This window comes from Lacihabitans soyangensis (genome assembly GCF_024343775.1).
In the GTDB taxonomy this organism is placed as follows: domain Bacteria; phylum Bacteroidota; class Bacteroidia; order Cytophagales; family Spirosomataceae; genus Leadbetterella; species Leadbetterella soyangensis.
The window spans coordinates 215,242-233,810 of record NZ_RJUF01000001.1 but is presented as its reverse complement, the minus strand read 5'-3'; the positions used below and the strand labels follow the sequence as shown (position 1 = coordinate 233,810).

20 protein-coding genes and 1 tRNA gene are annotated in these 18,569 nt (G+C 35.9%); 8 read left to right on the top strand and 13 right to left on the bottom strand.

The window, feature by feature from the left end; translation table 11 throughout:
- Window positions 1-18 precede the first annotated feature (18 nt).
- Complete coding sequence (locus EGI31_RS01040; RefSeq protein WP_255035258.1) at window positions 19-888, top strand: cation diffusion facilitator family transporter; 870 nt, start codon at window positions 19-21, stop codon at window positions 886-888.
- A 13-nt stretch (window positions 889-901) separates the two neighbouring features.
- Here EGI31_RS01040 and EGI31_RS01035 read toward each other — a convergent pair whose 3' ends face one another.
- The 4 genes from EGI31_RS01035 to EGI31_RS01020 form a co-directional block, all read right to left on the bottom strand.
- Entirely contained in the window at window positions 902-2,035 is a 1,134-nt protein-coding gene (locus EGI31_RS01035; RefSeq protein WP_255035257.1) for an efflux RND transporter periplasmic adaptor subunit, read from the bottom strand.
- Window positions 2,028-3,197, bottom strand: a complete 1,170-nt coding sequence (locus EGI31_RS01030; protein ID WP_255035256.1) for a TolC family protein — start codon at window positions 3,195-3,197, stop codon at window positions 2,028-2,030. The genes EGI31_RS01035 and EGI31_RS01030 overlap by 8 nt, the downstream gene beginning before the upstream one ends.
- Window positions 3,194-6,307 carry an efflux RND transporter permease subunit gene (locus EGI31_RS01025; RefSeq protein WP_255035255.1) on the bottom strand — a complete coding sequence of 1,038 codons (3,114 nt, stop codon included), beginning with the start codon at window positions 6,305-6,307 and terminating at the stop codon, window positions 3,194-3,196. Before EGI31_RS01025 ends, EGI31_RS01030 begins: the two co-directional genes overlap by 4 nt.
- 149 nt (window positions 6,308-6,456) lie before the next feature.
- Entirely contained in the window at window positions 6,457-6,849 is a 393-nt protein-coding gene (locus EGI31_RS01020; RefSeq protein ID WP_255035254.1) for a hypothetical protein, read from the bottom strand.
- 188 nt (window positions 6,850-7,037) lie between these two features.
- Between EGI31_RS01020 and EGI31_RS01015 the strand changes: the two genes are divergently transcribed.
- The 4 genes from EGI31_RS01015 to EGI31_RS01000 all read left to right on the top strand — a co-directional run bounded on the left by EGI31_RS01015 (window position 7,038) and on the right by EGI31_RS01000 (window position 9,725).
- Window positions 7,038-7,111: transfer RNA gene (locus EGI31_RS01015), tRNA-Ile, on the top strand.
- A gap of 158 nt (window positions 7,112-7,269) precedes the next feature.
- Entirely contained in the window at window positions 7,270-7,518 is a 249-nt protein-coding gene (locus EGI31_RS01010) for a hypothetical protein (protein WP_255035253.1), read from the top strand.
- A gap of 3 nt (window positions 7,519-7,521) precedes the next feature.
- Window positions 7,522-8,691, top strand: a complete 1,170-nt coding sequence (locus EGI31_RS01005; RefSeq protein WP_255035252.1) for a hypothetical protein — start codon at window positions 7,522-7,524, stop codon at window positions 8,689-8,691.
- Between the two features lie 278 nt (window positions 8,692-8,969).
- Window positions 8,970-9,725, top strand: a complete 756-nt coding sequence (locus EGI31_RS01000) for a hypothetical protein (protein WP_255035251.1) — start codon at window positions 8,970-8,972, stop codon at window positions 9,723-9,725.
- A gap of 125 nt (window positions 9,726-9,850) precedes the next feature.
- On the opposite strand, the gene EGI31_RS00995 is transcribed toward EGI31_RS01000, so the two are convergent.
- Window positions 9,851-10,084 carry a hypothetical protein gene (locus tag EGI31_RS00995; protein ID WP_255035250.1) on the bottom strand — a complete coding sequence of 78 codons (234 nt, stop codon included), beginning with the start codon at window positions 10,082-10,084 and terminating at the stop codon, window positions 9,851-9,853.
- A 248-nt stretch (window positions 10,085-10,332) separates the two neighbouring features.
- The gene (locus EGI31_RS00990; protein WP_255035249.1) at window positions 10,333-10,752 is read right to left on the bottom strand and encodes a DUF6943 family protein; all 420 of its coding nucleotides are present in this window, start codon (window positions 10,750-10,752) and stop codon (window positions 10,333-10,335) included.
- A 379-nt stretch (window positions 10,753-11,131) separates the two neighbouring features.
- On the opposite strand from EGI31_RS00990, the gene EGI31_RS00985 reads away from it, so the two are divergent.
- The 3 genes from EGI31_RS00985 to EGI31_RS00975 all read left to right on the top strand — a co-directional run bounded on the left by EGI31_RS00985 (window position 11,132) and on the right by EGI31_RS00975 (window position 12,491).
- Entirely contained in the window at window positions 11,132-11,431 is a 300-nt protein-coding gene (locus tag EGI31_RS00985) for a hypothetical protein (protein WP_255035248.1), read from the top strand.
- Between the two features lie 9 nt (window positions 11,432-11,440).
- A complete protein-coding gene (locus tag EGI31_RS00980; RefSeq protein WP_255035247.1) occupies window positions 11,441-11,752 on the top strand; it encodes a hypothetical protein in 312 nt (103 codons plus the stop codon).
- A gap of 574 nt (window positions 11,753-12,326) precedes the next feature.
- On the top strand, window positions 12,327-12,491 hold the full coding sequence (locus EGI31_RS00975) for a hypothetical protein (protein ID WP_255035246.1): 165 nt from the start codon (window positions 12,327-12,329) through the stop codon (window positions 12,489-12,491).
- 516 nt (window positions 12,492-13,007) lie between these two features.
- Here EGI31_RS00975 and EGI31_RS00970 read toward each other — a convergent pair.
- From EGI31_RS00970 to EGI31_RS00945, 7 genes are all read right to left on the bottom strand, one after another.
- Complete coding sequence (locus EGI31_RS00970; protein ID WP_255035245.1) at window positions 13,008-15,248, bottom strand: multicopper oxidase family protein; 2,241 nt, start codon at window positions 15,246-15,248, stop codon at window positions 13,008-13,010.
- A 3-nt stretch (window positions 15,249-15,251) separates the two neighbouring features.
- Complete coding sequence (locus tag EGI31_RS00965; protein ID WP_255035244.1) at window positions 15,252-15,458, bottom strand: heavy metal-binding domain-containing protein; 207 nt, start codon at window positions 15,456-15,458, stop codon at window positions 15,252-15,254.
- Window positions 15,459-15,531: 73 nt separating this feature from the next.
- Window positions 15,532-16,092, bottom strand: coding sequence for a DUF2911 domain-containing protein (locus tag EGI31_RS00960; RefSeq protein ID WP_255035243.1), 561 nt, complete (start codon window positions 16,090-16,092; stop codon window positions 15,532-15,534).
- 39 nt (window positions 16,093-16,131) lie between these two features.
- A complete protein-coding gene (locus EGI31_RS00955; protein ID WP_310586146.1) occupies window positions 16,132-16,626 on the bottom strand; it encodes a hypothetical protein in 495 nt (164 codons plus the stop codon).
- Between the two features lie 50 nt (window positions 16,627-16,676).
- Entirely contained in the window at window positions 16,677-16,877 is a 201-nt protein-coding gene (locus EGI31_RS25270) for a hypothetical protein (protein WP_310586144.1), read from the bottom strand.
- Between the two features lie 40 nt (window positions 16,878-16,917).
- Window positions 16,918-17,370 carry a heme-binding domain-containing protein gene (locus tag EGI31_RS00950; protein WP_255035242.1) on the bottom strand — a complete coding sequence of 151 codons (453 nt, stop codon included), beginning with the start codon at window positions 17,368-17,370 and terminating at the stop codon, window positions 16,918-16,920.
- Between the two features lie 4 nt (window positions 17,371-17,374).
- Window positions 17,375-18,568 (bottom strand): efflux RND transporter periplasmic adaptor subunit, encoded by a 1,194-nt coding sequence (locus EGI31_RS00945; RefSeq protein WP_255035241.1) that lies wholly within the window; start codon window positions 18,566-18,568, stop codon window positions 17,375-17,377.
- Window position 18,569 lies beyond the last annotated feature (1 nt).

The window sequence follows — 18,569 nt, the reverse complement described above, 5'->3', positions numbered from 1 at the left end:
GGTGCTTACACTTAACAAATGACCAACGAACAAAAGGCTATTAAAGCAACCTATTTTAGTATTTTCGGAAACGCTTCGTTGGCTTTAATTAAAGGTTTGGCTGGTTTTTTTGGAAATTCATACGCTTTAATAGCCGATGCCATAGAATCTACCACAGATATTTTCGGATCACTTCTGGTTTTGTTTGGCTTAAAATATGCTAGTCGGCCGGCTGACAAAAATCATCCTTATGGTCATGGCCGAATTGAGCCTCTCATCACTTTTTTGGTAGTTGGTTTTTTGATTTTTTCAGCAATTATCATCGCTCATGAAAGTATAAAAAACATACAGACTCCTCATGATTTGCCCAAATCTTGGACATTGTATGTTCTGGGAGCAATAATTCTTTGGAAAGAAATATCATACAGACTTGTCCTTAGAAAAAGTAAAGAAACCAATAGCAGCTCTCTAAAAGCAGATGCATGGCACCATCGAAGCGACGCCATCACCTCTGTGGCAGCTTTTGTAGGTATTTCTATTGCTTTGTATATGGGCAAAGGCTACGAAACTGCAGATGACTGGGCTGCACTATTTGCTTCGGGTTTTATTCTTTACAATTGCTATTTGATTTTTCGCCCAGCTCTTGGCGAAATAATGGATGAACACGTCTATGATGATTTATTAGAGGAAATAAAACAAGTTGCACAGACTGTAGATGGAGTTTTAGACACAGAAAAATGCTTCATTAGAAAATCGGGAATGATATATCATGTAGACCTCCACGCCACAGTAGATGCACTTATAAGCGTAAAAAAAGGCCATGATATAGCTCATGACCTTAAAGATACCTTACGAAGGGAAATACCACAGCTTGGGCATGTTCTTATTCACATTGAACCCAACGAATAAGTTTAATAGTCGGCTATTCTTCGCTCGCTCCATTTTCTACAAAATTGACTCCTCTGGTTACAATTTTGCCAGATATATCGTTTGGTTCTAGAATTTCAATAAATCCATGAGCAATTCGGCCAGTTTTGACTTCAATTTTTTCAAATTTCACCTGATTCTTTCCTTCATTCATTCTAAAAATAAATGAACCGTCTGAATTCGCCAAAATGGCAGATTCAGGTAGTGCCATCACTTTTGAATTTTTTACATTTATTTTTCCAGAAATATATTGCCCTGGACGAAGAGATTGTTCAAAAGCCTCATTCTCTATGTGTACATGAAGATTGAGCGATTTTTGCTCGGCATCCACCGTTTTATCTATGAGATATACTTTACCCAGCACTTCTTTTCCTTCAGTACTTTTAAAATCAACCTCCTGTCCCACTTTGACCAATTGCATATCATCACCAAAAACCTTGAGTTCTACATGCATGTGCTCCATGCTGATAAGCTCCAGCAGCGTTTCATTGCTCAAAAAACTTTTACCATTGGTAATGTTCACCCCTTTCACGTAACCACTTTGACTGGCATAGAGAGCGTGTTTAGCCGAAATGTTGGAGCTCGACAATGTGTTAGGGTTAATGCCTAATACTTTCAGTTTTTCGGTTAAACCTTTGATTTTTATCCTATTCAGCTTCAGTGCATTCTCTGTTTCTTGAAGTTTCCTTTTAGAAGTGGCATCGTCTAATATAAGGGCTTTTTGGCGTTCAAAGTCTTGAATGAGCAATTCACTCTTGGTAGATTCGTTCAAGAAGTCTTCTTGAATTTGCAACAATTCCATGCTCGTGATTTGTGCTAAAAGTTCTCCCTTCTTAAAAAACTTTCCAGGCAATAAATTATGATTGATATTAGATACTACACCACTAAGCGGATAATTTACCGAGAACATTTGATCGGGCGGCACGTCCACTAGACCGTTTGCCTCTATATTGATATCCATTATTTTTTCTTCCATACCGCCGATTTCAACTTTCAGGTTTTTAACTTGCTCGGTTGTAAATACGATGGCATTATCAACAGGTTTCTGTGCAACCTCGTCAGTTTTGGTTTCTGTTTTGCATGAAAACAGCACAACCATACAAGCTATATTTATAAGTATTTTATTCATTTCCGATAAGATATTTAATGTTTGTGATTGTGAAATTTTTTGATTTTTCTAAATTCAAAAGTTCCATTTTATAATTAAGATTTTGATTATAAACCAAATACCAATCAAAATACTCAATTTGGCCTGCCAAATATTTCTTCATGGTGGTTTGCATTAATCTGTCTGACTCTATTAAGAGATTGTTCTTAATGAGCGAAAGTGAAGATTCTGTAGAAAGAAGATTTTTTTGTAAAAATTGTACTTCATTCATTAGCTGAAACTTCAACTTTTCAAGTTCACTTTCTTGAATTTTGGTTGAAATTTTAGAAGCCTCCACCCTAGCCTTTTGGGCTTTTGAAAAAATAGGAATCTCTACCCCTGCCACACCAATAAACTGACGCCAGCTACCCAACATACTTTGGTTCATAACACCAAGATTGATACTTGGCAGAAGCTTATCCATTTCGTTTTTGGTTAAAATCTCAGAATTCTGAATCATATTTTGTTGCATTTCTAATCTGGCATTTTGAGAAATATTAGCTTTTGCATCTAACTGGGCATGATTAAAACTCAAATCGGGTAAAATTTCTGCATTTAATATGAGTTTTAAATTACCCTCTGTTTCATTGATTTTGTTAGAAATTTGATTGATTTTCATCTCGTTTTCTAAAATCCTCAAATGCATTCCTGCAGCATCAGTTCCGTCGGTTTCTCCCAATTCTTGCCGTCTTTTATACACTTTTTCTATTTCGGCCAATTTTAGATTCTCGGTTTGCAACAAATCTGTAACTTGTTGTAAATAAAATAGTTCGTAGTACAAATTAGCGACATTAAACCTATATTCATATTTAAGAACTTGGTATTCTGACTCCCCAATTTTAACCAGAGATTCATTGAAAGCTTTTCGTATTTTATAAACTCTTGGCAACTCCGTATTTTGCACAATACCCAAAGTGTAGTCGGTCACAAATGGCGTCTGGATATTTCCGACCTGAAGATCCACCTTAGTTTTAGGCATCTCGAAGGCGGTATTTACCAATGATTTCTGCAAATCGATTCGTTTCAAAGCCAATGCAAGGTCTCTGTTTTGATCCATCCCAAACTTAGTCAACAGCCTTAAATCGAGCTTTTGAGAAAAAGCAGTTTGCACCACGAGACAAAATATAATTATTTTCTTTATCATTTCTTTTCTACTTTTTTCATGAAAATCATATAAATAATGGGCAATACCACCAATGTAAGAATGGTTGAGGTAATCAAACCACCGATAACTACAGTGGCCAAAGGTTTTTGAACTTCGGCACCGGCTGAAGTAGAAATAGCCATCGGCAAAAATCCTAAAGAAGCCACAAAAGCAGTAACTATCACAGGTCTGAACCGCACAGAGACACCTTCGATGATTCGTTTCATCAGGTCTTTTTCCTCAGATTGGTTAAAGTAACTAATTAATACTAAACCATTTAACACTGCCACACCAAACAATGCTATAAATCCGACTCCGGCTGAAATACTAAATGGCATACCTCTTATTAACAAAGCAAACACACCCCCAATTGCTGAGAATGGAATAGCACTAAATACCAAACCGGCTTGCAGGAAGGAACCCAAAGAAAAATAAAGCAAAAAGAAAATGAGCACCATAGCTGCCGGAACCGCCAAAATCAAACGCTCTTTGGCTCTTTTTAGATTCTCAAATGAGCCACCGTATTCGAAATAATACCCTGATGGTAAAGTAACTTTGGACTCCAACTTTTGGGCAACTTCTTCTGCATAGCTCTCTACGTCGCGGTCGGCGATATCTACTCCAATAATTATTCTTCTATTTGATTTTTCTCTGGAAATCTGGGAAGGGGCATTCTGATAGCCAATCTCTGCCACATTTTCAAACTTTATCAATGCTCCAGTTCCGGTTTTGATTTGAAGATTTTTTATGTGTTCTAGATCGTCCGCTGCTTGCTTTTCAAATCGGACTACTACATCGAATCTTTTTTCGTTTTCAAAAAACACTCCAGCAACCTCCCCCGCAAATGAAGTTTTTAGAATAAAGTTCAAATCATCTATATTCAGACCAAACTCAGCCAATTTTTGCTTATTGTATTTAACATTTATCTGAGGTCTTCCACTAATTCTTTCGACCCTGACCGTTCTAGTACCTTCTATTTTTTGGAGAATTTTCTCTACGGATTTGGCTTTTTTATTCAAAACTTCCAAGTCATTTCCAAAAATTTTAATGGCAAATTCAGACTTAGAACCGGCTATCATTTCATTAAAACGCATCTCGATGGGTTGTGTAAATTCAGCCGAATTTCCAGGAACTTTTTCTTCCAAAACCGCTGCCATTTTTTCTACCATTTCCTGAGTAGAACTGGCACTCGTCCATTCTGAGTGGTCTTTCATATTGATCATCAAGTCCGAAGCCTCTGGTGGCATAGGATCAGTAGGAACTTCTGAGGCCCCTATCCTACCCACAATCTGCTGAATTTCAGGAAATTCCGCCATCAAAGCTTTTTGGGCTTTCGTGGTAGCTTCAATGGTCGTATTGAGAGAAGATCCCTGTGGAGTTTGAAAATCAACAGCCAAATCACCTTCGTCAAGTGTTGGGATGAATTCTCCGCCCATTCTCATAAACAAAACCAAACTGATCAGAAAAATAACAATGGCTCCTGTCAAGACCTTAGTGTGATGTTTTAAGGCATATTGAAAAACTGGAGAATAGGAGTTAAACATTTTATCGATGATCTTCTGCGAAAGTTTAAACTCTTTTTTTCCCTCTTTACTCAATAGCAACGAAGTCACGGCTGGTACATAAGTAAGGGATAACAAAATAGCTATTACCAATGCCAAGCTCACGGTCATGGCCATCGGATTAAACATTTTACCTTCAATACCACCCAAAGAAAGAATTGGCAAGTAAACAATCAGAATGATAATCCCTCCAAACAAAGCTGCCGAAAGAACTTTGGTAGAAGATTTATACACTAAATCGTTGAAAACCGATTTCTCAATTTTGTCAACATGGTACTTTTGGTTGGAGTGAATATTATACAATACACTTTCTACTACTATCACCGAACAGTCCACCAATAGACCAAAATCTATAGCTCCAAGGCTCATGAGATTGGCCGAAATGCCAAAAAGCTGCATAAGACCAAAAGTTATCACCATGGTGATTGGAATAACTGAGGCCACAATTAGACCCGCTTTAATACTCCCCATCAGTAAAACCAATACAAAAACCACTATCAATCCGCCTTCAATAAGGTTATTTCTCACGGTCTTAATGGATTTGTCAATAAGTTTGGTCCTATCAATAAATGGCACAGCTTTTAAGCCCGGGGGCAAAGTTTTGTTGATTTTTTCAATCCTTACTTTTACTTCCTTGATAGTTTTTTCAGAATCGGCTCCTTTCAGCATCAGAACAATTCCGCCTACGGCTTCTCCTTTACCATTTTTCGTCATTGCTCCGAACCTTTTGGCATGACCAAATCGCAACTCAGCCACACTGTTCACCAAAATAGGCACTCCGTTGGTGGTTTTAATCACTATTTTGCCCAAATCTTCAAGTGAACTAGAGGTTCCTTCTCCTCGAATAAAGTATGTCTGGTCAAATTTTTCAATATAACTACCACCAGTATTGGTATTATTGGCACTCACGGCATCATAAACCTCCTTGAGACTAACGCCCAACTGCAGTAACTTTTCAGGAATTATAGAGATTTCGTATTGCTTTACAAATCCACCAAAACTACTTATTTCAGTAACGCCATCAATACCAGCCAATTGTTTCTTCACGATCCAGTCCTGAATCGTTCTTTGGGTCATTAAATCATACTTTTTTTCATAACCTGGACTTACCTCTAATGTATACTGGTAAATTTCACCCAAACCCGTGGTGATGGGAGCTAGCTCTGGGGTTCCAAACTGCTTAGGAATAGACTCAGAAGCCATTTTGATCTGATCCGAGGCCAATTGTCTCGCAAGATGAATACTGACATCATCACCAAAAACTAATGTAATAACCGAAAGCCCTTGTCTTGAAACGGAGCGAATATCCTCCACGTTTTGAATATTTACAAACTGCATTTCGAGCGGAGCGGTAATGTATTGCTCAACTTCCTGAGCAGCTAACGTAGGGGCCAAAGTAAGCACAACTACTTGGTTATTAGTAATATCTGGCACAGCATCTATGGGCAAGCTTTTTAACGAAAATAAGCCTGCCAGCATACAAAGCGACACCGCAATGCCGACCACAAGTTTGTTGTGAATACTATATTTGACGAGTTTATCAAACATGATATATTATGCTTTAATTGGTCAATTGGTAAAATTGACGATGTAATAATTTGAATAGTAATGCAGGATGAATTCTATAAGGAAAACCTCAAGAAGTTGAAAGACCTTCAGAATTTGAAGGAAAAACCTGCTAAATTTCAGAAATGAAATTAGCCCAACTGGGGTGGGTTGAGGAGGAATTTTAAATACTGAAACCTGTAAAGATTTGAATATTCTAAGGAATTAAAAACTTCGGTAAAGACAGTATTCTCTTTAAAGCCTGAATCAATTCTCAAAGAAACAGACGATACAAAAGCCAAGAATGAAATTTGAGACTCAAAGGATGGAAGATTCTTATGCTCTTTATTGGTTTTATGACCCGAATCTGACGAATAATGCATCCAAAGGAATTCATTGAGGCTTACACCCTCTTGGCGATGCTGCAAATAATGATGATAAAGCTCACCTACGCGAGAAACCTGTGAAATTCCCAAACCATTAGGCAGGAGACTTTCAGCAAAAATCACGAGTGACAGAATAAATATGGAAGTTTTCTTTAACATCGTTACAAATGTAAGGAACCGAACGAAAGAAAAAAAATATTTTGAGTAAGGGTTTCATATTTAGACAGATACAAAATAGCGGCCATATTAAAAGGGATTTTTCAAAAAAATATTTGACTTTTTGTACAAAAGCCCTACCTTTGCACTGCTTTTCAGAGAAACAGTTAATCTATTTCGAAGAAAACAAAGGGCCTATAGCTCATTCGGTTAGAGCAACTGACTCATAATCAGTAGGTGCCTGGTTCGATCCCAGGTGGGCCCACTTGAAAATCAAGGAGTTACGATGAAAATTGTAACTCCTTGTTTTTTTGATACATACAAGATACATACAATTTCAATCTTCAAATGATAATGAAATGCAATAAAAATTGCTCTTTTTGATAATGTTCCATAACTTTCTGATATAAAAAAATTCATTTTATGGAGGGAATAATACAAAACATAATTGATTGTGAAGGCCAAGTTTTCCAAAAAATCAAAGGGAAACCATTTAAATATTCAATAAAAGGACAATCTATTCAAATATTAGGAGACAAACTTCACTCTATCAGTTTTACTAATATTATTAGTGCATGGAACGAGGGTCATGTAAATGGTCCTAGTTCAAACTCAATTAATATTGTTAGACCTTCATATGTATGGGCATTATTGAATGTTATAAAGAATTAAAAAATGAAAAGTGAAGTCTTCAATAATGGAATAGGTTCTCCTTATAGTTTTGATTACCCTACCTTAACAAAAGAAGAGGAGAAAGAAATATTAGCCACACTTTTTGAACAATTACTCATTTTTGATTCAATTACAATTAGTACTGGTAATCTTAATTTCGCATTGCTTTTTTTGCTGGATAAACTTGGTAATAATATTGTTTTAAGACTGATTGAAAGTGGATATATCAAATTTATGATTTGGTCTCCAATTTTGGTAACAAGCGGTGGTTTGCGATTAGAAAATGGATTAATTGATGAATCAATTGTTTATGGAAGACCACCTATAACTGCTGGAACTTTAACAAAAGAAGATTTAGACCCTGAAAAAAATATATATAATGCAATTCAACATTTTGGATGGACAAAAGAGAAAATAAGGAACTTCACAAAAAAAGCCACTAAAAATTATGTGGTACCTGATGGAATGGCATTCGCCAATGATTCTGCTAAACTCATAATAAACGCTTATGAAAATAACAACCTAAAACAATTAGGATTACCTTTTGAGAGAGACCCAAATCAGCTTCATATTCATGAAAGGCAACTATTACTTGAGTTGGGACACAAAGTTTTAGAAACAGCAATATTGTCAAAATATAACTATAAAGGTTATCAAAATGAACATTTCGAAATCTGTAAGCAGAATATAAATAATATTGGGAATGCTCTTAAAATTACCGATAATGTTTCAGAAATTTTAAAAATTGAAAATGTCCCTAACTTAAAATTGTTATACCAGAATGAAAATTTAGACTTTGAATCTGTTTTTAAACTTAGGCATTTATCAAGTGCAAAATATTTTAGAAAATGGATAAACGAAGTTGGCGAAAATTCAAATTCATATGAAATTACTTCAGAATATATCAACCAGATTCAAGGGAACACGAAATTTTTTCAATCAACAAAAGGCAAGTTTTTAAAAAATTTGGGGCTTTTTGGAGTTACAACAGGAATAGGAACTATTATTGGAGGCCAACTAGGGGCAATCGCTGGTACTGCGATAGGAAAACTGGTTGAACCTGCAGTAGATTTAGGTTTAGGCTTATTAGAAACTTTTTGGTTTGATGATTTATTAAATGGGAAAAATCCGAGAATGTTTATTGATGCGATAAAAAAAGAAAACTCTTTATAACACAAATATTTACGAGAGCTTTGGCAGCCACACAAAGCCAACCCTCAGAAAAGCCCTCGCAAATATTGGCCGATAACCGTATCAACGTTTGGTGATACTCTATCTATGCCTTTGATATACTTCTAAGATGTTTAGGAGATTAGGAAACCTAGGATATTTAGGATTGGGAAATGCGAATGAATGCAAAGTGGTGCAACATTCTCCAAGTGCCTTTTAATTAGCCATTTAATCAAAAATAGTACTTTATTTTCGTGTCATAACAAATAAAAAACAATATTATGGCACGTCAAAAAGGCTTAATTAAGTTAGATGGTACTATCGGTGGTATTACCTTCTACAAATCTCAAGATGGGTATCTCGCAAGAGAGAAAGGTGGTGTGGATGGCGATAGAATCGCAAACGATCCAAATTTTCAAAGAACACGTGAAAACGGTGCAGAGTTTGGTGCTGCTGGAAAAGCAGGGAGAATGTTGAGAACAGCATTTAGAAATGTTTTGGCAAGTTCGGCTGACAACCGTATGGTTGGCAGATTAACTGCTGAAATGGTGAAGGTAATTCAAGCCGATGTGACGAACACAAGAGGCCAAAGAAATGTGATTGATGGTGAAGCTGAGCTTTTGACTGGTTTTGATTTTAATATCAAAGGAAAGCTTAGAAACACGCTTTATGCACCATACACAAATTCAATTGACCGAGTGAGTGGAGCATTGGAGGTTGTGATTCCTTCGTTTGTTCCTGCCAACATGATTGCTGCCCCAGGTGGTGCAACACACTTTAAAATCGAATCGGCTGGTTCGGAGATTGATTTTGAGAATGAGACATTTTCTACAGAAACAAGTGAAACCTCAATCATTGCATTGGATGGTACTGCTACTGCAGCTATTACCTTAACAAATACAATCACTGCAAATAGTACGCATCCATTGTTTTTGGTACTAGGCTTAGAGTTTTTTCAAGAAGTAAATGGTCAAATGTACTCTTTAAAAAATGGCATGTTTAACTGTCTTAATTTGGTAAATGTTAATGGAGTATAAGCTGCACAAAACCTCTAAAAACATTTTAGAAACACAATTCAAGCCCCGCCTTTGGTGGGGTTTTTTATTTCCTAAAATCCTACCAATCCTAGATTTCCTAAGTAATAGGAAAAAAAGCAATGCCCCTAAAAGGGCAATGCTGAAAGAAAACGCTGGCCTGTAGCATGAACCCAAAGGTAGCAACCACACGGCACGTGATAAACACGAACCCCAGCCCGAGGAGCCGAAGCAAAGTGAACCCTACGAACAAACCGCTGGTAAGCATAAGGTGTAAGCTGGACAAACTCAGAAGCTGGAACTGAGGAACATGGGCAGGAAGCCAAACTACAAGAAACTGAAACTGATGGACGCTGTGACATATGTAAAAAATTTATATGCCTTTCTTTGTGTGGCGGTTAAAAAAATAAAAAAGGAAACGGAATAAGTCCCGAAGGGTGAAAGGCAAACACTGATGAAAATTATTTGCTCAAACTGCCTTTCATTATGCCGTAGTCTTTTTTATTTTTTTGTTCTGTTAGAGTAATTATTCACTGGTTTGGCCGCCACACAACCTTTGCTTATAAATTTTTTACTCACAGTGGCCAGTTTTTTTCTAGTATTTGACTTACTATATGTCACGCATTTTTGAATAAAGGGCTTTTTTTGCTTCTTGAATTAGACTTAAATTTTTGATGTACGTTTTTTCAAGTTCTTCAAAAGCTTGCAATTGAGTCAAAATTTGAGTGAACCTTCGGTTGTCTATTGTTTGTTCAATTCCTAGTGAGAAAATCTTTCTAAAGTCATCTATTCTGATAAATGGTATTACTGACCCAGTTAAATAAGGTATAAAACTTTGTTTTCGCCATAACATAAAACCTATTGATTTGTACAATTTAACTTGTTCTATAGATTCACATTTAAGTACAAAGCAATTTGGGCAAGGAACCTCCAAAGGTTTTCCTGCATTTAAACCTTTCGAAAGGAAGTATAATTGAAAATCGGAATTTACCGAACCTGGAATAAAGGTTTTGATGTTAAATTTAGACATAGCTTGAGCATTAAAAATTTGCTCGCTACGCTTCGCATAATATTTTTTTTCGAAAAAGAGGAAAATGAAAAAGACATGCTCATATCAAAGTGACGAAATGAGGCTGTCAAGGTTTTTGAGAAAAAAATACTATTCTGACGTTAGACGGATGGAGATTTTTTTATCAAAACCCGTAGGGCTTGACCTTTACTGACTCATTTTGGCACTTTACCTTTGCTATTTCTTTTTTTATTCGAGAAAACCTTCTCATCCTAAATAGCTAAGTAATAAATTGTTAGCTTTTTTTATTGAACTAGAAGAATACTCATTTTTTTAGCAAAAAACACGATGCTTAAAATATTGGCAAGGACTGCTATAAAAGTTAGCTTAGTTTTGAGACATGAAAATCAAGGACCTAACCCAAGTATGGATAATAGGAAATGACTATGTCATATTGAATTTGCCAATCGTAACATACTCAGTACAACCTCACTGGAGAAATAATTTTGAGCCCAACAATGCGAATCATAGATACATTGCAAGTTTTAAAAGTTCAATAATTTTAAATCAAACATTTGAGAATGAATACAAATGCGAGGAAGACGCACGTAAGGGATGTGAAAAACATCTTACAAACCTGCTTGAATATTTGTTTACACAGTTAAATAAGGTTGTAGAAATTAAGATTGGCAATACTTAAAATGAGATTATGAAAGTTACCGACGAAAAGCTTTTGAGGTTAAAAAGTGAAATTGAAAATAAACTCGCAAAGAGAAAAATCACTATTGAAATACATTCAAAAGCTACTAACCGAAATTCTTCATTATGTGAAATTAGAGTTGCAGGAACTACTAATAAGGGACTAAGTGCTGAAAGCACAATAATATTTAATTCTGATACAATGTTAGTGAAATTTGCAGCTGGTAATGTTGAAGTCTGCGAATGGATTGCAAAAAATTACCTAAAAAGACCATCATATGACATGTTTAATTTTTTATTAGCATATGATAGAAGGTATTAAAAAGTACTAAACTTTTATCCATATAAATAATCAAAGATTCTATTGCTACAATTCTATGGGGTACTAATGACCAGACTATAAGTAAAGTATACCACTGAAAAAGTGCGGAAGGAAAAAGCAAATGTGGCTTATAAGAATGCTTATGAGGCAATGCAATATGCAAAGGAAATGATAATTCGAGAATGATAAAGCCACTTTTGCTGTGCGGTGGCTTAGGTAAGCAAAGAAATGGAACGAAATGGTAAACTTGGAGGTAATTAATGAAAGACGACAAGGTAATGAAGTGAAATGGATGAGCTTTCCTAAGACACAGTGGGTTGGTAGAAATGCAATGCTTTACTTATAGGCTGCTCCAACGGAAGGGTGGTGGGGAATTGTGGCTTACTCTTTACGTAGCAGGGTTTTGTGCGGTGGGTGTGCGGCTACTTAACATAATAGAATTATATAAACAGGGGCTTGACCCTGGAGCGATAGCGGAACCGTAGGCAGGTTATATAATGCTCTATTATGTTAAGTAGCTTTGGGTTGTTTTTTCTGGCATTTCTACTTGGCAGAATTTATCTATTTAAGCAGAATGTCTTTTTGCTGTGCGGCTGGAATAGCTCTTTGTTTTTCTGAGGAACGAAGAAAACAATGTGCTATATGTGCGGATGGGGGCAAAAAATATGCCTTGGCGGCCCCGCCAGAAAAAACAACGAAGGGCTGGCGTGCGGTAGGGAGAAACCCTGCGGATTTTTAAAGTAGAGTAATTAAATAACCATAATAAATAGATTTAATGAAAAAAATATAGCAGTTCAATTCAAATATAGATTTGAACATTATCCAATTCGCATAATGATGCTATCAAAGAGATCCCCTTTATTCTCCAAATAAGAAACGTAGGGGGCAAAACATTTTATAAATTCTCCTTTCAAAGTATTCCTTCTGAAGCTTCTTCATAACAAAATTACCATTTTAACCAAGGTGAATCTTATAGTATAAGTATATTAGTCTATATTATACGAAAGGTTGGCAAAACTAAGTATTTTATGAATATTAATAGCAATATTAACTTAAAAGTCTAGGTTAATTCTGGCAAATATCTTTTGTTAGTTCAATTGATTCACAAATTTTTTAAACTCAGAAATTGGAAAATAATCTTTATGATTGACATGTATTTTAATATTACCATAGCCCCTGAGAACCCATTGACTTTTGAACAGGTGGCAAAAAACATCCATTTTCAATTTTAGTATAATCCAATCAATTATTTCCGTCAATAATTTAAAACCACACCAAATCCAAGCCCCATATCGCTATCATAATGTAAATTTGTTCCTAAATTTTTGTTTATAATATATTTCAGACCAGCCATATATTCTTTGTCTGTATTTACCATCAGACTGGCTCTGAGACGTTTAGCAATCGGAATATCCTCACGCATCAATTGTACTCTCAGGTTTCCATCGTGGTAAACCTCGGTTTGCAAAATAAACAACATGGGCAAAGTGTAGGCTAAACCCAAGCTAAATTGTTGGCGATTGTCTTTCGTATTGGTTTGCCCAAATACATTCTTTTCATACTTGACCATACCCATTTTATCCATGTCAAACTTTCGGTACCGCCAATCAAATCCTATAAATGGCATTACCCATTGCATTTTGCCCAAATATCGACCTAAATGTGTTTCGGTCTCATAGCCGTGTTGATCATGATATCCGAGTCTCCATTCTGTTCCCAACATCCATCGGGTATTTTGAATCATCCACATGCCGTCGTTGCCATTGGTAGCAAAATCGTTTTCGGCCATTAGATGAAACCCTCTATCGTCTGCAAATAATTTTCGTTGGGCCAATTTAGGATTTGGAATTAAAGGATTTGGAGCTTGATTTTCATAGCTAAAAACCCTTCCCATTCCGCTCATCATGTGGTATAAAATATGGCAATGAAAAAACCAATCACCCTCAGCATTGGCATTAAATTCAAGCGTATCTGTTTCCATCGGCATAATATCCACGATGTTTTTTAGCGGTGCATGATTTGCCTTTCCATTCAAAAGCCTGAAATCATGCCCATGCAAATGCATGGGATGACGCATCATAGAGCCGTTGTAAATTATGATTTTTACATTTTCTCCTTTTTTAATCAATATCTTGTCAGATTCAGAAACAACCTTGTTATCCATGCTCCAGACGTACCGATTCATGTTGCCGGTGAGTTCAAACTTTAGTTCTTTGACAGGCACATTATCGGGCAAACTGGTTTTTGTTGGAGATTTTAGCATTGCATAGTTGAGGGTAACGATGTCTGCAAGGCTATTGGCATTGTACCTGTTTGGATCATCTTCTGTCTGTTTTGGTTTAGAATTTCCAGTAATTTCAGGGTACATTACAACGTTCATATCCATTTGGTTGAGGCTCATTTTCATACCCATATCATCCAAATCGCCATTCATTTTCATCATAGAATTCATCATCTTCATTCCCTCAAAATATTTGAGTCGTGGCATGGGCGAAATGAGTTGTTTCACCCCATCTCCAAAATATATTGATGCCGAATTTGTTCGATCTTCGGTGGTAGCCAAAAATTCAAAAGCCGTACCTTCGGCTGGAATGCTAATCACCACATCGTAAGTTTCTGAAACCGCAATAAGGAATCTATCTACTTCTACAGGTTCTACATCGTTGCCATCGTTGGCCACTACGATCATTTTACCTCCGGCATATTTCAACCAAAAATAGGAAGAGGCTCCTCCATTAGAAATTCTCAAGCGTACTTTATCTCCAGCTTTCAAAGGCTTTCCATCTATGATTTTTATGTCAGTTGATGGTTTTCCATTCATGAAAATTTTGTCATAATAGACATCACTTACGTCCATGGCCAACATTCGTTTACCCTCATTGAGCAGTTTGGTTTTTAGATGCCCCGCTCTGATAGCCTCCGCGTAACTTTGTGTGGCATTTTTTCTTATAGCGAACCAATCCGTGGCATTATGCAACATTCTATGCACGTTTTCGGGTTTATAGTCTGTCCATTCGCTCAGTACTATCGGAACGGTTGGCAAATCATCTATACCTTTTCTAAATGTTGGGTCTTTTGGTTTTTTTAGCATCACAAAGTTTCCATACATACCTATTTGCTCCTGCAACCCGCTGTGGCTGTGGTACCAGTGCGTGCCGTGCTGAATAATTGGGAATCTATAAATATGTGTGGTATTGGGTTTTATGGGCATTTGTGTCAAATTCGGCACACCATCTTCTTTGTTGGGCAATAACAAACCATGCCAGTGAAGCGAGGTGGTTTCCTTTAACTCATTATAGACATGGATTTCTGCCGTGTCACCTTCTGTAAAAGTGAGTGTGGGCATAGGTATTTGTCCATTTACAGCAATTGCACGTTTTTCCTTACCATTAAAATTGACAATAGTGTCTCTGACATACAAATCATACCGAACCACTTTTTGGGCAGTACTAGCAAAAGAAATTAACAAAAAAACTAAGAGGTATTTGACTTTCATATTTTATTTTTTTAAAGATTTCGAGTCTGGCTTTTGTGTAACAGGCTCGGTTAAATCCATTCCACAATCGGAGCACTTTTCGCCTTCTTTGCCGATGATTTCGGGATGCATTGGGCAAGAATAAGACTGGGTCACTTTTGTAGATTCGTTTTTGGCAGAATTACAAGACCCCAGCACCAATATTAAGGCAACAATTATTAAATTTTTCATTTCAATTATTTACAACAATTTTTAATAAACATTTTTTTTAAAATCCATTTGAGCATATCCACTATTTTTTTCATTACATATTCTCAAAATCAAAGGCTACGCTCAAATATTCCCAACTCATTTTTATTTTTCCTTTTTTGTCATTAGTAGCCAATACTTCATAAGTTAATGCCTCGGTTATTTTCTTACTTTTGCTTGGCTTCACGCTCAATCTTAAAATATCATTTTCTTGTTTGTAATCATCCGCAAGGTGCATATCCCAAGTTTTGCTAAGAATAATTGTCCATGTTTTATTGTTGGGAATAGTAAAGAATCCATATTTTCCTTTTGGAATATGTTTGCCTTGAATCATTACATCTTGCGAGAAATCAATCCAAGTAGCATGGTGGGCTCCCGTTGCCCATACTTGGTTGTAGGCCACCAGTCCGTTCCATATTGCCCTCCCTCTTACACTTGGAGAGCCGTATTCAATGTGTACATGATTGCCACCCACCATTGCCATGGCTGTCATTTTAGGGCTTTTGGGTTTTGCGGCGGTTTTGGCAGTATCGGCTTTGGGCTGATGGTTTTCGTGCTGAGCAAAAGTATAATTGACAATAAAAAGGGCTATAAGTAAAGCGACTATTTTTTTCATTTTTTTAAAATATTTATTGATTTGAGAAATGATAATTAATTATTTTTTGATTTTTATTGTTTTTTTACGACTTACAAAAAACAGAATGAATCCAGAAAGGATAGAAAATAGACCGAACACAGAAAACGCTCTCAATAACCAATTAGAGATATTGACTCTACTTTGATAGTCCATAGTATGCATCATCCATAAAAAATCAAAAACTCTCCATTTGTTGTTTCTAAATTTTTGGACGGTTCCTAACTTAGCAGCCACATACACAGTGGTATTGGATGGATGACTAAAAGTAACTGCATAAGCGGGCAATGGACTTTCTCGATACTCGTGATGGCCATTAGTAGTGGTTATGTATTCCACTAGTTTTACATTGGCATCTTCTGAGAAATTGGCTTTGGCCACATTTACTGCCTCCGTCTCAGTGAGTGCAGCACGCAATGTGCCAGTTTTGGCATAAGCTAATTGCATTTTTCTATCTCTGTCATGCACTTTGGAGTAGGCAATTTGATAAACTGGCTCACCTAAAATCTGAATCAACTTTAAATCAAAAACAAAATTAACACTGTCTTTTTCTTTGATCTTCTGGATTATCGTTGCGGATTTACCAAATTCAAATCAGCTCCCAAGGGACGGATATGGGCTTTTTGATGATCTCCATGGATTTCGTGCATATCAGACCAACTGAAATACAAACCGCCTATCGTCCAGAATAGAAACTGAATACCCAAAGCAACTCCCAAAAAACGGTGTGCTTTCCTGATTTTTCTTTGAAATTCGCCTTTTTTCATTTTTTTTATTTACAGTAATTGAAATATTTTTTTAAGAAAATTAAATTTTAATGCTTTTCAGAAAATCTATCAACATTTTCTTATCAACCTCGGATAAAACAGCATTGCGATGTATTAAAGTGTAGGAACTCAAGGGCATTTCACCCTTTTTTATGCTTTCAATTATTCCTCTTATTTTATTTTGTCTTTTCCTTTCAGAATAAATACCCCAATCATCGAAGTTCAAATTCTCCTTACCAGTTTCTATATGCCTTCCCATCATAAAGCAAATAGGTTGAATATTTGAATACCAAGGGTAAGCAGTATTATTTGAGTGGCAATCAAAACAAGAAGTTTTCAACATACTTTTCACATTTTTGGGAATATCATACACTTTCAAAAAGCCTTTTTCAGTTTTTTCAACTGTTATGTTTCTTTCAGGTTGGTAAAATTGAATGATAATAAAAGCAGCACTAATCAACAAAATATTTTTTTGTTTAAAAGAGTTTCTCATAAAATTACATCTTCATACCGGCCATAGGGTCGGTTCCATTTTTAAATACAAATTCACTATTTAACAGATAGGCACCGGAGGTTACAACAATATCCTTTATGTCTAAACCACTTTTTATTTCTATTCTATTTTCGTTTTCTATGCCAATTTCAACCATTTTACTTGTAAAGGTATTTTTACCTGTTTGTACCCAAACTGTAGCACTTTTACTATCTCGAATGACAGCATCGGCGGGCAGTGTGATGGAGTGAACGCTTGGGTTTTTGATTATTACATAAACGGGCATACCAGGTTTTAGTTTTTGGGTGTTATTTGCTATCGCAAACCGAACGGTATTTATTCTTGAATTGCTGTTTAATTCGGGGTTGATGAACTCAACTTTTGCATTCATCTCAAGGTTATCTAAATCGGGAATAAGAATTTTGGACGAACTATTTTTTTGTAAGAATGATAATTGTGATGAATATGCTTGTGTTTCTACCCATAATGTCGAGAGATTTGCTATATCTACAATATTTCCGCCTTCCATTACATAGCTTCCTTCTTGAACAGCTATAGAAGTAAAATAGCCAGAAGATGGACTATAAAAGGTAGTGGTATTTGATGTTTTTTGGGTTTGTTCTAACTCTTTAATTTGATTTTTAGACATTCCCCACAACAACAATTTATTAGTAGCTGCTGCAATTATTTCATCAATACTAATTATGGCTTTATTAAATTTCTTTTTTTGATTGATTGCCAAAATATATTCTTGCTTGGCATTATTAAGTTCTTCGCTATAAATTTCGTATAGTGGAGAACCTGCCGTAACATAATCTCCCACAGTTTTATAGTAAAGTTTATCTATTCGCCCCATTATTCTTGAACTAACGGATTGCCTTTCATTTTGATTGTAATTGAGAACTCCTGTTAAAACTATTTTTTCATTAAGTGTTCCAACTGAAAGTGTATCGGTTTTGATATTGCCTAAACGTAATTGTTCATCATTTAAATATATTTCACCAGCCTTCAAGTTGCTTTGTTTTTTTACCATTACCAAATCCATATGGCAAATAGGGCAGGTTCCCATTTTGTCGGAAACTACCTGTGGGTGCATTGAGCAAGTGTAATAAGTGTTGTGGTCGGTATGTGCCATCTTTTTGTCTTTGCAAGACAAAAAGAGCATTAAAATTGTTAAAAATATTATTGTAGGTTTCATT